Origin of the sequence: Anabaena sp. AL09, from assembly GCF_001672255.1 — a bacterium.
In the GTDB taxonomy this organism is placed as follows: Bacteria; Cyanobacteriota; Cyanobacteriia; order Cyanobacteriales; family Nostocaceae; genus Dolichospermum; species Dolichospermum lemmermannii.
In genome coordinates, this window is sequence record NZ_LJOQ01000106.1 from 1 (window position 1) to 15262 (window position 15262).

Here is a 15262-nt window from a genome sequence, read left to right on the forward strand (position 1 = left end):
TCTGAAAAGTTCTTAATTGAAGAAGGAAAACAAAATGAAATTATCAAAATTAACAAGTTTGGTTTTTGTGTTAGGAGCAATATTATATAGCTCTAAAGTTAATGCACAAAATGTGCCGAATATTTTAGAGTCAGGAAGAGAATCAAGATTACTGTTAGTACAAGTTAATTCTCAAGATCCAAAATTTTACATCAAGCGTGGTGAAGCCCGATTGGAATCAGGAGATGTGAAAGGGGCGCTTGAAGATTTCAACCAAGCCCTACGTCTTAATCCTAATGATGCCGAGGCTTACAATAACATAGGTATTATTCGCTTTCAATCAGGAGATAAGAAAGGAGCAATGGAATATTTAAATAAATCCCTAAGTCTTGATCCTAATGATGCAGTAGTCTACAGCAATCGAGGCTTTCTCCGTAATGAATTAGGAGATATGAAAGGAGCAATTGAAGATTTCAACCAAGCCCTAAATTTTAATCCTAACTTTGCAGAAACCTATCTCGCTCGAGGTGCTACTTTTGCTTTATTAGGAGATAAGAAAGGGGCTATTACCGATTTTCAGAAAGCATCTGCACTATTTCAGCAACAAGGAAAAATAGCTGAATATCAATATACTCTCAATTTAATTCTGAAGATAAACATTGAGCCAAAATAGGCAAAAATGTTTTTGCTGCTTTATAGCAATCTTAAGAATATATCACGATTAAATTAACCTAATCAAATGGATGAATTAGAAGCAAAAATCCTCCAACTTATTCAACAAACCTGTCAACATCCTAGTGGTAGTATTGCTCGTCAAAAAGGACTCAATCAGATTATTTTATTAATTCAAAAAACAGGTAAATTATTGCGCGGTACAGGTATACCTGATGCCGAAGAAGCTTTACAGGAAACTTGGTGGTTTTTTTGCCGTAATCTTTGTGAAGCTACTAGCGCAAAAGAACCTTATAATCCTGATAAAAGTAGCGTGATTACTTGGATTAACAATTACTTCAGTTATCGGTTACAAGATAAACGGATTAGTTATTATGAACAAAAAAGTAAATTCGATTTTTTCTTAGAAGAAAATGAGCAAATAGATCCTGCAAGTTTAATTCCTGCACCTACAGAACCAAGACCAATATTAAATGAAATTCAAGAATGGTTAAAAACAAATTCTTCAGAACTAAAACGTATTCATATCCGAAATCGTCCAGATGTTAATAGTTACATTTTAATTACTCGTCGTTTACCACCAGAAAAATCTTGGCTAGATTTATCTGTAGAGTTTGGTATACCTGTAGCAACTCTTAGCAATTTCTATCAACGTCAATGTTTTCCCCGTCTGCTCAATTTTGGTAAATCCCAAGCTTATTTTGATAGCGAAGGTTACTTTGATATATAAATTATGAATTATCCTACTGAACAACAAAGCATTTCTATTCCTATTTCGGCAAAGTTCCGAGATACAGCTTTACAATTTGCCCAAGAACAACCAAATCCAGAAAAAGCAAAACTCGTATATCTGAATACTTTAGCTGTACAAGTTGTGAATAACTACTTGCAAATGTTAGATATTTCTACTACATTAGAAGCTAGTCATAGTTGGGATTATTGGGGAAGAATAGCTGGAAATGTAGCAGATTTATTATTAACTGGAATTGGACATTTAGAATGTAGATATATCAGAACAGGAGATCAGATTTGTTATATTCCTCCTGAAGTTTGGCATCATCGTTTTGGTTATGTGGTAGTAGAAATTAATCAAACTTGCCAAGAAGCCAAAATCAGAGGATTTTTACCCCAAGTTACCACAACAGAAATTAAACTAGAACAGTTACAACCATTAGAACTTTTCCTAGAACATTATCATCAATCTTCGGGTATACAATTAAGACAATGGTTAGAAGGAATATATACATCTCAATGGCAAAGTATTGAAGAATTAGCCTTACAAAAAACTTCGCAATTAGCCTTTCGTTCTGCAAAAGTGCGGGGGTTTGAAATAGATACACCCAAAAAAGTTTGGCAAGTGATTGAACAATTATATCCCCAGCGCAGTTGGAAGAAAATCTTACCATCAACATTATTAGAAAATTCAGATGTAGAAGTAATGGATATTCTTGTTCATCTTTTACAAACTACAAATGATGAAGAAATTCGTTGGACTCTAGCAGAGATTTTATGGACGATTAGACCAAATCATTCTGTTATAGATGCTAGAAGAATTATGGATTTGGGAATGCAGTTAGCAGGACATCCTGTGGCTTTAATGGTGGCTATATTACCCAAACTAGATAAAACTTTTGCGGTACTTTTGCGGGTATATCCCATGGGAAATCAAATTTATTTACCAGCAGATTTACTATTATCAGGATTATATGAAAATGGCCAGCCATTTTTAGAAGTTAAAGCCAGAGAACAAGGAGATAATTACATTCAATTAAAATTTTGTGCTGAAATGGGTGAAAAATTCCAAATCCGGGTTACGCTAAATAATGCAACTATTACGGAAAAGTTTGTCATTTAACCAGACAAATAAATTAGTTGTAGGTTGGGTTGAGGCTTTGCGAAACCCAAGCAATTCGCAAAGATGTTGGGTTATGCCTACGGCACGCTACGCGAACACGTTGTTCAACCCAACCTACATGAACTATTATAAAAAGTTTGTCATTTAACTAGACAAATCAATTAGGGTAAAAATAGTGGGTAAGCTGATCATATTCGAGATTGGGGAAGGTAGTTTTGAAAAAGGATTTCCTGTAAAAATCAGAATTGGGGAAGACGGTAAACCCCATTTCGCAGAAATTTCTGGCAGGTTTCCACCAGATTTAGAAATTCCTCAAACTTATTATGAATGGCAATCAGCTTATTATCAATTGCCTGGTAATTGGTTAATCACTGTACCTCAAACTCAAATTACCAATGTATCTACTACAGAAATTTGTGATACTGCTGCTAAAAAATTCCAGTCTAGTTTTAATAATTGGTTAAATCAACCATCTGTGAGAAAATTAGAACGGCAATTTTTACAAAAAATCGGTGATTGGCATAATGTCAGATTTATTTTACAAACACAAGATTCACTTTTAAGAAGACTTCCTTGGCATTTGTGGGAAATATTTCATACCAGTCATATTCAACCTGAAGTTGTCATTAGTTCTGAGTATGAACCATCCAAAATTAAATTAAAAAGTCCGGTAAAAATTCTGGCTATTTTAGGTAATAGTCAAGGGATTGATATTCAACCAGATTTACAAGCATTAACAGCAAAATTACCAGGGGCAATTATTGAACCTTTGCTGCAACCTTCGCGTCAAGAACTTGTTAATAAATTATGGTATCAACCTTGGGATATTTTATTTTTTGCCGGACATAGTTGCAGTCAAGAAGGTGATAGTTGGGGAGAAATTCAAATTAATGACAATGAAACTTTATCACTTTTACAGTTGCGTCATACTCTGGGATATGCTGTCAAAAAAGGATTGAAGTTAGCAATTTTTAATTCTTGTGATGGTTTAGGATTAGCGCGTAATTTAGCTGATTTACGCATACCTTATACAATTGTGATGCGAGAACCTGTTCCTGATATTGTTGCTCAACATTTTCTAGAATATTTTCTCACAGTTTTTGCGTCTGGTGAATCTTTATATACTTCTGTACAGCAAGCGCGTGTGCGGTTACAGGAAGAATTAGAAAATCAATATCCTTGTGCTTCTTGGATACCTGTAATTTTTCAAAATCCAGCCGCAGCATTACTCAAATATCCCCAACCCCGAAATTTACAAAAGATGGCTTTACAGTCAGCAATAGCGACGATATTATTAGTAATTATCGGTACTATTTCATGGCTGAGTTTTCAGGAAATAAAATTGCGAAATCGGTTTAGTTATGGGGAGAAAATATTATTTAATTCTCCAACTAATTTGGATAAACAAGCAGCTATAACAGCATTTTGGTGGAAAAATTATAATCTGGCAATTAAAAAATTTACCACCTATTTACAAGATTATCCTAATGATCCAGAAGCGAGAATATATTTAGAAAATGCGAAGGTTGGAAATAAAGAAGTAATCAAAATTGGTGTAGCTGTACCGATAGGTAGTAATCCTCCCGTAGCACAAGAAATCCTGCGAGGAGTCGCACAAGCTCAACAGGAGATAAACAATGATAGTGGGGTGAATGGGAGGTTTTTACAAATTCAAATTGCTAATGACAATAATAACCCAGAAATAGCTCAACAAATAGCGGCAAGATTTGTCAAATATAAAGATATTTTAGCTGTAATTGGTCATAATAGCAGTGATGCTACCGTACCAGCTTCTAATATATATCAATCTGGCAAATTGGTGATGATTTCCCCAACCAGTAGTTCTACAAAATTAACTGACCGTGAAGATCAAACCAATGGTAATTATATTTATAGAACTGTAATTAGTTCTCATGTAATTGCGGAAACTCTGGCGGAATATGCCAAAAATAATGATAAAAGTAAGATTCTTATTTGCAGTGATTCTCAAGCAACGGATCAATCTTTCATTCAGGCTTTTATTAATACTATTAATAACAGAAATTTAGAATTAATTAGTGATATTCATTGTGATTTTTCTGCTAATAACTTTCAAAGTGATAAAATTATTCAAAATGCTATTAATCAAAATGTCAACACTATTCTGCTGAATCCTCATATTGATAGAATGAATCAAGCTCTGGAAATTGCTAAAAGTAATCAAGGTAAGTTATTATTATTAGGAAATCCTAGTTTACAAACACAAACAACTTTGGCTGCTGGTAATGCAGTTAATGGTATGATTATGGCAGTTCCTTGGCAAATTAATGATTTAGAAAATAAAGAATTTGTCAAAAGTGCTAATCGGATTTGGGGTGAACAAATTTTAATTACTTGGCGGACAGCTACGGCTTTTGATGCTACTAAAACAGTAGCTATTGCTATGGAAAAAAATGGTAATACTAGAATAGGTATTCAACAAGCTTTAAGTCATAACTTTGCTTTTTCAGGTGTGACAGGGACAATCAAATTTTTATCATGGGGCGATCGCGATCGCATCGGTAAGGCTATGTTAGTTCAAGTACAAGTAGACTCCCAATCATCTACAGGCTATAGTTTTATCCGAAAGGAGTAGACAATAATTTGGTATAATTAGGTAAAAAATTAATTACCGTCTAGGAAAATTAAAAGTAAATTGTAATTATTTAACTAATGACTAATCAACACCGCATTGGCATCATTTTAGGAACTCGTCCCGAAGCTATTAAACTAGCACCAGTAATTCAAGTTTTTCAAAATTCTCCAGATTTTGAATTGCAGGTAATTCTCACAGGACAACATCGAGAAATGGTTGAACAAGTGATGCAATTGTTCAAACTCAAAGCCGATTGGAATTTAGAGATTATGCAGCGACAACAATCTCTTAATGATATTACCTGTAGAAGTTTACAAGGTTTAGAAGCATTATTTCAAGCCCAAAAGTTAGATTTTGTAATTGTGCAAGGAGATACAACAACAGCTTTTGCAGCCACCTTGGCAGCTTTTTATCAAAAAATCCCTGTCGGTCATGTAGAAGCAGGTTTAAGGACTGATGATTTATTTAATCCTTTTCCCGAAGAAGCTAATAGAAGATTAATTTCTCAACTGACCCAATTACATTTTGCTCCCACTACTTTGGCTGTGGAAAACTTACAAAATTCTGGGGTATTGGGAGAAATTCATTTAACAGGAAATACAGTCATTGATGCTTTATTAAATGTGGCTGCCAAAAAACCAGTTTGCAATATACCAGGTTTAGATTGGAGCAAATATAGGACAATATTGGCAACAGTTCATAGACGGGAAAATTGGGGATCACCGTTGCAAGACATCGCTGAAAGTTTTTTACAAATTTTAGAGCAATTTCCTGATACAGCCTTATTACTGCCATTACATAAAAATCCCACAGTTAGAGAACCATTGCAACAGTTGTTAGGGAATCATTCCCGCATTTTCTTAACAGAACCCTTGGATTATGCCGAATTAGTGGGAGCTATTGAGCGATCGCATTTAATCTTAACTGATTCCGGTGGCTTGCAAGAAGAAGCCCCCAGTCTGGGTAAACCAGTGTTAGTTCTCAGAGATACCACCGAAAGACCAGAAGCAGTCACCGCTGGGACAGCCAAACTCCTAGGGACACAAACCGCAAATATCGTCACAGCCGCTAGTGAACTACTCAGCAATCCCGACGCTTACAGCAAAATGGCCACCGCCATTAATCCGTTTGGCGATGGCCATGCAGCAGAACGCATCCTACAAATTGTCAAAAATTACTTAGGCTAAATCCCTAAAGCTCTCCGAGTTTGATAACCAACAACACCATCTACACGCAGTCCGTTACGTCTTTGGAAGTGACGAACTGCATTAATGGTTCGTGAACCGTAAACGCCATCAACTCTAATCCCTAAAGCTCTTTGGATTTCTCTGACTCGTTTGCCTCTTGCGCCATATTCTACCGTTACCCTACCCCCAACACCGTAGCCAGAACGATATCTGCGGTGAGAACGTCCAGGAGTATTACCAATCCATCTTTCAGCAGCATAGTATCCTCGGTAACGTCCCGAAGAAATTCTCGCAAATCCATTTCTAACACTACCAGTTTCACCAATGTATGTACCATTGCGGACACAGGCTACAGATGAATTTGCAGTGCTAGGTCCGGTGCGAATATAAAGACAATTTCCATTTGTGCTGGCATATTCAGCCGAAGCAAACTGCATTTGAGTCACTGTAGCTAGTAATATAGTCACACCAGCCAAAGTTAACCATGCAGAAGATTTAAAAATTTTCCGCCAATTAAATGACGATTTCGGAAGACTTAATGCAAAATTTTCATTTGTTCTTTCATCCTCTATATACATATAGGAATAAGCCAAATATTCCATAATCATCTGCTCCTTTATGTGAAATTTTGTGATACTTTTGTCTAGTTTTAATCTTCATTGATTTTATACTTCTTTATGACAATATGTTGGCTAATATATTCCGCCATTTGAACTGTCACATCAGGTATTTGTAATGAAATCATCAATTACATAAAGAGGTTAGTATTTTTATTTCCCTAAACCATGAGAAGTGAGAAAACTATCCGCACGAATTGGACTCCCATTGCGCCAAATTTCTATTTTTTCTGGACTAATTAAGTAGGAAAAAGTCCCATTATCTGCCTGATATTTGTTATTGTCAAGCTTCCAAGCCCGAATTTTTAAAACTTGACTTGGTTCTTGTTTCAATTTCCCCACATAAAATAACTGACCATTTTCTTCACAAACTTTTATACTGACCGTTGTGGTCTCCCCTGTCATAACTGTAGTTCCATCACAATCAGTATTATTACTTGCAGATAAACCTGGTTGTAGAATTGGGGTAATTGGTTTATTTACTGGTGTTTTTGCGATGGTGGCAGACGGTAATAAACTGAGAGGATTACTAGCTAAACGACCATCTGCATAAAATTCAAAATGCAAATGAGGGGCGGTGCTATTGCCTGTTGAACCCATTTCGGCAATAATTTGACCTTGTTTGACCTGTTGACCTTTACTTACTAATAAACGGCTATTATGTCCGTAAACTGTTACATTGCCATTAAAATGTTTAATTTCGATAAAATTGCCTAATCCCCAATCATCCCAACCAGCTTTCACGACTGTACCAGCAGCAGCAGCTAAAATTGGAGTCCCTTTTGCACCCGCAATATCAATTCCCTCATGCTGATATTTACGGAAACCTTGGGAAAGAATCCCTTGGGTCGGCCAAATTAAGTTAGCAGTAGGTGCGGGTGTGGGGTTAATTAGAGAAACTGTCTGAGTCAAAGCTGGGGAAACTTTACTTACAGCCACGGTACAGGATATTAAAGCCATCAAAGCATAATCACAAAAGCGGTAGATATTAACTTTTTTCATCAGTTTCTAGCCTAATAATTGCTATAGCAGCGAAAAAGAAGTCAAAGCTGACTGCTGTAAATGGAAAAATGCTATAGTTATTTGCTATTTCAGTCTCAAATGTGTCACATCGGGACAATTTGCTAGTTAAATTTACGACTCGTGCAAACTTACTATTCCCAAGATGCTTAGATTTTTTCGATTTATGGACATTACTAAAATTTGATTCTGTTAGGTTAAGACCACTAAAGTTGACAACCGATTCTGCCTAGGTTGCGATTAATTCTGCTTCTAAATTCATTAATCTACCCTGCTATTGCCAACTTTGAGAGTTGGAGTTGGTAAAGTATTGAGAGAACAAGTACAAATTAAATTTTCCAGATGACGATGAAAATTGGTATTTTAGGACTGGGACTTATAGGCGGTTGCTTAGGTTTCGATTTACGTTCGCAAGGACACCATGTTTTAGGTGTCAGTTGTCGTCAATCAACTTGTGAAAAGGCAATTAACCTTGGTAGCGTTGATCAAGCGTCGTTGGACTTGAGCTTGTTGGCATCAGCCGAAGTTGTATTTATTTGTACCCCTATAGGATTGATAGTCCCCCAAGTGAAAGAGTTGATCACTCATTTACCAAAGGCTGCTATTATTACTGATGTTGGTTCAGTTAAAATGCCTATAGTTGAGGCAATTTCTCCTGTGTGGGAAAATTTTGTCGGTGGTCATCCGATGGCGGGAAAAACAGACGCGGGTATAGAAGCAGCACAGCGAAATTTATTTGTTAATCGGCCTTATGTATTAACGCCTGTGGCAACAACACCTAGTAATGCTGTGACAATTGTAGAGGAAATTGTGCGATCGCTCGGTTCTATTATCTACCATTGTCAACCAGAACAACATGACCGCGCTGTGAGTTGGATTTCTCATTTACCTGTAATTGTGAGTGCCTCTTTGATAGCAGCTTGTTTAAGTGAAACAGATCCAGAAATCGCGGCATTAGCCCAAAATTTTGCTAGTTCAGGGTTTCGGGATACGAGTAGGGTTGGGGGTGGAAATCCCGAATTAGGGGTAATGATGGCGCAATATAATCGCCAAGCATTATTAAATTCACTATATCAATACCGGGAAAATTTAGACGAATTTATTCATATAATTGAGGGGAAAAACTGGGAATTGTTAGCAGAAAAGATTAAATTAAATCACCAAGCACTTCACAACTTTCTAGAATAGGGGCTGCTGAAAAAGTTGTAGGTAAGCTGTTACGCAGCCAAATTGTACAATCGTAATATGGCTGAATTTTGTGATGCGGGCATCATTCTCGCCATGATTATACTATACAAATTAAATGCGTTACAGCTTAATAGCGATGTCTGCATTAATTGAATGCTATCGCTAATTCAGGAAAAGAAAGGTCCAAAAATGCTGATTAAAACTTAGGTCAAAGCTGAAATGGCTATCGCTTCCTTAGTTGAGACAACCTGAGCATAGGCAAAGCCAAGTGCTGACATAAAAGCACAGTGAACTTCTAAAGCAGGTGTAATATGACCATAGAATTCAAGATTTCTAGCTGCACAAGCATCGTGAGCAACAATACAGTCGAAACCTAAATCATTTGCAGCACGAGTTGTGGCATCTATGCACATATTACTCATAGCCCCACAAATCACTAATCTTTCCACCCCAGCATTATGTAAATCATCAAGAAGAGTAGTCTGACGAAAACTGTTCGGGAACTCCTTGATAATAATCTTTTCGTTTTCCTGGGGTTTCACAGATTCATGAATCTCAGCGCCATAGGTGTCAACAACAAAAAATGGTGCGTCAGGATTCTTGGCAATATGTTGAACATGAAAAATTGGTTGCTTTCTCTCACGAAAGGCAGTTAGAAGCCTTCCAGCATTGAAAGCTGCTATATCCATGCCGACAAGTTCCCATTTACCACCGGGAAAATAATCATTTTGAATGTCAACTAGAACTAGTGCTGTTTTCACGTCATTATCTCCTTAAAATTTGACGATAACTCTCTTTTAACACAGAACTTATCAATTATCAATCTTCGTTTCCATCGGCTGATGATATGATCCCAGATTTTATTTTTACGTAGGTGAACAAAATAAAAATGAGGTGTATTGCGTTTTGTAAAATGGCTGAAACACAATCAGAATATCGCATTGAGACAACTTTACATACCGTTACATACCTTTAAATTTTCCTGTTGACCTACTTAGTCTAGCTAAATTCTATATGACATTAACTTACAACTTGTAGATTCTTTAATAGATGAAAATATTTTCTCACCTTTAAAGATATAGGAGTCATAGCTGAGTGTTACTTGTTCTTGAAAGCCTATTTTCCGAAATAGATTTTGAGATGCAATTCCAGTGAGTTCAGAAATAGCCACAGAAAAATAGTTCAGTTTGGCTAACCTTAAATTCTCCCTGATTAAATTCGTAGCAATTTTTTGATTTTTGTATTCATCTTTAACTCCTAATAAAAAAATATGTAAAGTCTGAAATAATTCCCAGTAATAATATTGATATTTATCAAAATAACTATATTTTAACTCCTGGGAAAACTTGTGAATTGCTGCAAATTTATGACTGAGTTCCTGAGTATAAGGGGGAATAGTCATCAAATGTTCTGAGATAACAAAACCAACAATAATTCCATTATCTTCCGTCGCAACAATAGAAAGTCTATCCACAATTGCTTTCCTCAAATAAGCTTCAGCTAATAGTCGAAATTCTTGATAATTTATCTGCAAACTTTTAGTTATCGGTTCATTATTCACAAATAACTGAGAGCATAAATCAACAGTTTGTTCAAAGTCCTGTGATTCAATAATGCGGAATTTTACCATTTATAGATTATCAATAATTTTAGGATTTATAACACAAATAGTTAAGGCTAAATAGCAGGGCTTGAAAAACCCAAATATTTAGCAATTTAAGTTTTGTATTGTGGGCAAAGATGCCCACAACCTATGTACAATCAGATGCAATTTAGCTCATCTAATCATTACATCTGTCTCTGATTATGTCATTTGATATAACTGACAAACCAGAAATACTACTAACAGAGATTAGTATTGTCCTGCGGACAGATCAATTATTTTCAAAGAGGGCTTTTCCTGAGTATGCAAATACAATTTCTCCTTTTTGCCTTCCTGCTCCAGTTCAAGGACAAATCTGTAATTATAAACACCAGGTTTTAAAGTGCTTAATACCGCCCCTGCCCAATAATAATAAACTGGGCAATAACGATGACGCATCATATCTGGACCACCATAAACCTTCAACTCAGTGCAGATTTTGGTTTCAGAAAATTCCTCAGCGTCGCCTTCTTGTTGACTGTCTAGGAAAACAATGTTATTAATTTTTGGCATAGGTGGCCATACGCCCTCTGGACTCTTTTCCATATCCATAGGATAGATAATCCAATTCAGAACCTGCCCTGGTTTACAGACAGTTTGTAAATGATCTGTTCCCTGTCCTTGCCCCCCTACGCTGTTGTCCATCATGTACAGGGTGTTTTTCAGGCTTCCCGTTCTCACAGCTTTATGAACGTCTATGACAGTGACTATATTCAGTTGCACTGAATTTAGCTGTCCAGGATTTTGCTTCTTGAGAGTAGACTTATCTGACATGGTTTTCCTCTTGCTTAGTTAAATTATGATTCTCGGCAGTTTAGGCATCTTTACCCACAAGATGGAGAGGGGAAGCGGTAGCTATAGACTCTGCCCGAGTTCCTACTTTAAATTTGATGGTGTAAGGAATTGATTGAATGCCCTTTTTCACCGTTCCAGACCAGTAGGAGACATCTGTACCTTCATAAACCTTCTTTTGTGGTTCACAGTATTTCTTGTCAATGATGATTTCATCAATGGCGGCATAGGCTTCACATTCTAAGAATGTTACTGTCCAAACCAATACATCTCCTACTGACACTATGGTTTTTAAATTCTCTGTACCATGGCCTGTAGAACCAGATGCTTTCTCAGTGTCTGTAAAATAGACTTGTCCGCTCAAGGAATCAGTTGCCAATGCACCCACAACATCTATTACACTGGCGATCGTTATTGTTTTTGCCATAATCTGTCTTCCATTTTTTGAAATTGCGTTTGAAAATCAAGCAGTTATCATCACTTTGGGAATTGGCAAGTATCCAATACCTGCATTTGTAAACCCATTCTTCTTAGGATCATTGGAGATCTTGATATAAGCATCATGGGTAAAATCTACTGGTACCCAAGCCCAAGCCCCATTCTCACGAGATAGTTTATACAACTGTATATGCATTGTATAAGCATAAGTCCCTGGTCTGGATGTATCTATAGATGCAGCCCAGTACCAGCCATCTGTCACCATATCAGGAGAGCCATAGGCAGCAGGATAAATGACATTTTTATCAACTGCTTCGCCGGTGATGTTTGTAACGATGGGATTGAGAGAATTGATTTCCGGAATTTTCCCATCGACCTCAGTCACAAGGTTTCCTGTGACATCCATAATTTTTTGTCCAAGATGGCCAATGTCCTGATTAACGTTACTCTTTTTACTCTGAACTTGAGTCTTGACACCGACAGCTTTCGAGATCTTTTGTAATTCCTGGACGACACTAGAGATGTTTTGTTTGTCAGCATTAGCACCGGTCAGTCTATCTGTAAGGGCTTGTATCTCTTCAAGTACCTTAAGATCGCTATTTTTCGACTTGTCTGATAAAAAGCTCTTGGGCAAAGTAGGGGGTAAAGAACCAACTCCATAGGGCAGCCAGTTCAAAACCTGCTCATTAGCTTGAGAACCATCACAGTAACTAGTACCATTAATTGCAGAAATCAATTTGCCAGTGCCTAAACCTTCAGACCCCTGCAATTTCATGTTGTCGAACAGGTAAGTATTACCTTCCAAAGTGTTGGCTTCTATGGCCGCTGCCACATCAATCAACAATATTATTCCCAACTGTTGGCTCATAAAGGTTCCTTTTTCTCTGAGTTCAAGTTTGTTTTCACTGTTTAACGCCTAGTCCAAACTGTCTATAAAGTGCTATTTTTACAGGCGTTTTTGTTGTTTATGAAGCTGAGGTTAAATGCACTTCAAAGCAGGAGTATCTACATACATCAGACAGTTTTTACCTTCATACATTTGCAACTCAAATCTATAGCGATAATCTACGCCAGGTACAAGGTAATATGGGACAACTCCAGACCAAACATTTAAATGCAGCTTATCGCTTTCCAGTTTTGTAGGGTCATCTGGAAGCGGTTCAACACTAGTACCATCTGGGTTAAGAAAGGTAATCTTTCTGATAGCTACTGGTGTCTGCAAATCAAGAGCTAAAATTGTCCAGTGAATAGTTTGTCCTGGGTGACACAGGGTAACTAAATTGGTTGTTCCCTGATTTAGACTACCCAGAGGGCTATTGTCCACCATGGAAAGATTACCATTTAACAGCGTTCCACCCGAAAGTGATTCAATGACATCAACAACACAAAATATGCTGATCTTTGACTCCATAATTTTCCTCGTTATTTTACTTGAAAAAAAACAGTCGTTGACACTCCCCCCAAGTGAGAGGATTCTTGTTAAGCTAACCTGAAAAAGTCCAGGATTTACTATTTACAAGCCTACTAGAATAATAAATCTAGGGTTCGGGCGTGACATTCCCTACCTTGTAATCCATATCCTGCCAACTTTAGAAAATATCTCTGATTAAAGGTACTTTACTTAGTGGAGTTCTATAAATCTCTTCTGACCACCTTTTTACAAGTTTTATCTCAAATTTATAGCCACTATTTTCAGTGTAATACACATTAGCTTCTCCTATATTAAAAATAGATAAAGAGTGCATTAAGGATTGGATAAATAAACGCTTGATTCCTTCAATTCCCAGCATATTATCCATTCTGATAAACAAGGTTTCTATATCGTCTACCGAAGCGATTAACTGCAAGGTTTTTGTTGTTCGATGGTTAACAAACTGCATTTCGTGAGCCAGTGCTTCCAAGTCAAAAATACCAATTGCTTTCAATTCATGACAGAGAGAAGCGTAAACTTGGGGAGCAGAATATTGTGTGTCGTTAATGTGAATAATATCTCCACTACGACCTAAAAATTCAAATTGTTGGGTTTTTAATTCTGGTTTATCTATATTAGGACGACGTATCACCCTATCTCCAGATTTGAACCTCAGAAATGGTGCTTCATGGCCATGAAGTCGAGTTACAACTAACTCACCTTCCTCTCCAACTTTAACCCAACGACCCTCACTATCCACAACCTCAACCAAATGTAACCCTGGAACAGTAGCTAAATAAGGAACTTCATGGCGCAACTGTAAGCCAATAGCTTCGTTTTGAACTGTAGCAAAGTAACTCAAAATCTCCAGATTAGGATAAAGCTCTTTTAACTCAAGTCGTTTGCGATATGGTAATACTCCACTACCGTACATTGCTACACGAAAACTTTTTCTAGCTTCTTCATGTAAACCAACACCAAGGTCACTCAGGATTGCTATTCCTGCGGAAATTGCCATAATTGCTTTTGGACCGGGATAGGACATAATGTGGTGATAAACTTCCCTCATGACCGGACCAGCACCAAGATAGTTAATTCCTGGTATATTCTGTAAAACACCTCCAACCATTGTTCCGCTACTCCACATTTGAAAATCCGCTAAGGTGGTAGCAACCCACTTAGGATCATCTCCTGCTAAGTAATCAGCTAACATATGTTCGCCGATGAATTTACCAGCAATTTTGTATGTATCTTGTAATTCTCGTAATGAGTAAACCATTTCCGCCGGTAAACCAGTTGTAGTTCCACCACTGGCGACAATTTCAAAACCGCCATGACTTAAAGGAACAACTAAACCTGGTCTTGAGGATGAGAATAACTCACTCATAGTGGTCTTGTCAGAAATCGGTAATTGCTGCCATTCTTCAAAATTGCGGGGAGCTTTTTTTAACCCTGACTTCTCAATCATGTCTTTCCAAATAGGATTGAGCATGAGAGTATTTGTCATTTGCTGTAACCGCCGCAATACTAAGGCATTTTGAATTGTCTCTTCAAGTCCACTGTATGATCTATCTAATAGGCTTTCACATTTGTTGATTTTCTCGAAAAATGAAGGCAGTTTGACTACTTCATCAATTGATTTTGGCTCTAGTTCATCAAGGGGAATTAATTTATCGATTAACTCTTCACGATAAGTAGATACTGTCTGACTTTCGGTATCTATACTTGTTTCTCTCTCTTGATATTCTAACACTTTTTTCTCCTGTTATTTATTAGGTTTACAAAAAGCTATAAAAGCAGTTTTTCGGTATTTTTCGCCTGTTTAAGCCTAATTATTGAAAATTTAC

The 15262-nt window shown here is 36.9% G+C and carries 15 protein-coding genes; 6 read left to right on the forward strand and 9 right to left on the reverse strand.

All coding sequences use genetic code 11. The features are described from left to right. Positions 1–34: 34 nt before the first annotated feature. The 5 genes from AN490_RS21680 to wecB all read left to right on the forward strand — a co-directional run bounded on the left by AN490_RS21680 (position 35) and on the right by wecB (position 6307). Complete coding sequence (locus tag AN490_RS21680) at positions 35–652, forward strand: tetratricopeptide repeat protein (RefSeq protein ID WP_300006931.1); 618 nt, start codon at positions 35–37, stop codon at positions 650–652. 66 nt (positions 653–718) lie between these two features. Next, positions 719–1381 (forward strand): sigma-70 family RNA polymerase sigma factor, encoded by a 663-nt coding sequence (locus AN490_RS21685; protein ID WP_300006933.1) that lies wholly within the window; start codon positions 719–721, stop codon positions 1379–1381. Between the two features lie 3 nt (positions 1382–1384). Further along, on the forward strand, positions 1385–2506 hold the full coding sequence (locus AN490_RS21690; protein ID WP_300006935.1) for a DUF1822 family protein: 1122 nt from the start codon (positions 1385–1387) through the stop codon (positions 2504–2506). A gap of 175 nt (positions 2507–2681) precedes the next feature. Beyond that, positions 2682–5120, forward strand: coding sequence for an ABC transporter substrate-binding protein (locus AN490_RS21695; protein WP_300006937.1), 2439 nt, complete (start codon positions 2682–2684; stop codon positions 5118–5120). Positions 5121–5197: 77 nt separating this feature from the next. Further along, positions 5198–6307, forward strand: coding sequence for a non-hydrolyzing UDP-N-acetylglucosamine 2-epimerase (gene wecB, locus AN490_RS21700; protein WP_271822227.1), 1110 nt, complete (start codon positions 5198–5200; stop codon positions 6305–6307). On the opposite strand, the gene AN490_RS21705 is transcribed toward wecB, so the two are convergent. Together AN490_RS21705 and AN490_RS21710 are read right to left on the reverse strand one after the other, a co-directional pair. Next, the gene (locus tag AN490_RS21705) at positions 6304–6909 is read right to left on the reverse strand and encodes a peptidoglycan-binding domain-containing protein (RefSeq protein ID WP_300006940.1); all 606 of its coding nucleotides are present in this window, start codon (positions 6907–6909) and stop codon (positions 6304–6306) included. The two genes, wecB and AN490_RS21705, sit on opposite strands and share 4 nt — an antisense overlap. 168 nt (positions 6910–7077) lie before the next feature. Next, complete coding sequence (locus AN490_RS21710) at positions 7078–7926, reverse strand: M23 family metallopeptidase (protein WP_300006942.1); 849 nt, start codon at positions 7924–7926, stop codon at positions 7078–7080. 366 nt (positions 7927–8292) lie between these two features. On the opposite strand from AN490_RS21710, the gene AN490_RS21715 reads away from it, so the two are divergent. Then, positions 8293–9132, forward strand: coding sequence for a prephenate/arogenate dehydrogenase (locus AN490_RS21715; RefSeq protein WP_300007271.1), 840 nt, complete (start codon positions 8293–8295; stop codon positions 9130–9132). Positions 9133–9335: 203 nt separating this feature from the next. Here AN490_RS21715 and AN490_RS21720 read toward each other — a convergent pair whose 3' ends face one another. From AN490_RS21720 to AN490_RS21750, 7 genes are all read right to left on the reverse strand, one after another. Continuing rightward, positions 9336–9893, reverse strand: a complete 558-nt coding sequence (locus AN490_RS21720; RefSeq protein ID WP_300006944.1) for a cysteine hydrolase family protein — start codon at positions 9891–9893, stop codon at positions 9336–9338. A 242-nt stretch (positions 9894–10135) separates the two neighbouring features. Next, positions 10136–10762 (reverse strand): hypothetical protein, encoded by a 627-nt coding sequence (locus tag AN490_RS21725; RefSeq protein ID WP_300006946.1) that lies wholly within the window; start codon positions 10760–10762, stop codon positions 10136–10138. A gap of 222 nt (positions 10763–10984) precedes the next feature. Further along, positions 10985–11548: a hypothetical protein gene (locus AN490_RS21730; RefSeq protein ID WP_300006948.1), complete on the reverse strand. Its 564-nt coding sequence runs from the start codon at positions 11546–11548 to the stop codon at positions 10985–10987. 40 nt (positions 11549–11588) lie between these two features. After that, positions 11589–11993, reverse strand: coding sequence for a hypothetical protein (locus tag AN490_RS21735; protein WP_190385423.1), 405 nt, complete (start codon positions 11991–11993; stop codon positions 11589–11591). 36 nt (positions 11994–12029) lie between these two features. After that, complete coding sequence (locus AN490_RS21740) at positions 12030–12872, reverse strand: hypothetical protein (RefSeq protein WP_300006952.1); 843 nt, start codon at positions 12870–12872, stop codon at positions 12030–12032. A gap of 111 nt (positions 12873–12983) precedes the next feature. Further along, positions 12984–13415: a hypothetical protein gene (locus AN490_RS21745; protein WP_300006954.1), complete on the reverse strand. Its 432-nt coding sequence runs from the start codon at positions 13413–13415 to the stop codon at positions 12984–12986. 178 nt (positions 13416–13593) lie between these two features. Then, positions 13594–15168, reverse strand: coding sequence for a hypothetical protein (locus AN490_RS21750; protein WP_300006956.1), 1575 nt, complete (start codon positions 15166–15168; stop codon positions 13594–13596). Positions 15169–15262 lie beyond the last annotated feature (94 nt).

Excerpts from the sequence above, each read along its gene's own strand:
- AN490_RS21680 (WP_300006931.1), top strand. The coding sequence starts at position 35 with ATGAAATTATCAAAATTAACAAGTTTGGTTTTTGTGTTAGGAGCAATA.
- AN490_RS21685 (WP_300006933.1), top strand. The coding sequence starts at position 719 with ATGGATGAATTAGAAGCAAAAATCCTCCAACTTATTCAACAAACCTGT.
- AN490_RS21690 (WP_300006935.1), top strand. The coding sequence starts at position 1,385 with ATGAATTATCCTACTGAACAACAAAGCATTTCTATTCCTATTTCGGCA.
- wecB (WP_271822227.1), top strand. The coding sequence starts at position 5,198 with ATGACTAATCAACACCGCATTGGCATCATTTTAGGAACTCGTCCCGAA.
- AN490_RS21705 (WP_300006940.1), bottom strand. The coding sequence starts at position 6,909 with ATGGAATATTTGGCTTATTCCTATATGTATATAGAGGATGAAAGAACA.
- AN490_RS21710 (WP_300006942.1), bottom strand. The coding sequence starts at position 7,926 with ATGAAAAAAGTTAATATCTACCGCTTTTGTGATTATGCTTTGATGGCT.
- AN490_RS21715 (WP_300007271.1), top strand. The coding sequence starts at position 8,293 with ATGAAAATTGGTATTTTAGGACTGGGACTTATAGGCGGTTGCTTAGGT.
- AN490_RS21725 (WP_300006946.1), bottom strand. The coding sequence starts at position 10,762 with ATGGTAAAATTCCGCATTATTGAATCACAGGACTTTGAACAAACTGTT.
- AN490_RS21730 (WP_300006948.1), bottom strand. The coding sequence starts at position 11,548 with ATGTCAGATAAGTCTACTCTCAAGAAGCAAAATCCTGGACAGCTAAAT.
- AN490_RS21735 (WP_190385423.1), bottom strand. The coding sequence starts at position 11,993 with ATGGCAAAAACAATAACGATCGCCAGTGTAATAGATGTTGTGGGTGCA.
- AN490_RS21740 (WP_300006952.1), bottom strand. The coding sequence starts at position 12,872 with ATGAGCCAACAGTTGGGAATAATATTGTTGATTGATGTGGCAGCGGCC.
- AN490_RS21745 (WP_300006954.1), bottom strand. The coding sequence starts at position 13,415 with ATGGAGTCAAAGATCAGCATATTTTGTGTTGTTGATGTCATTGAATCA.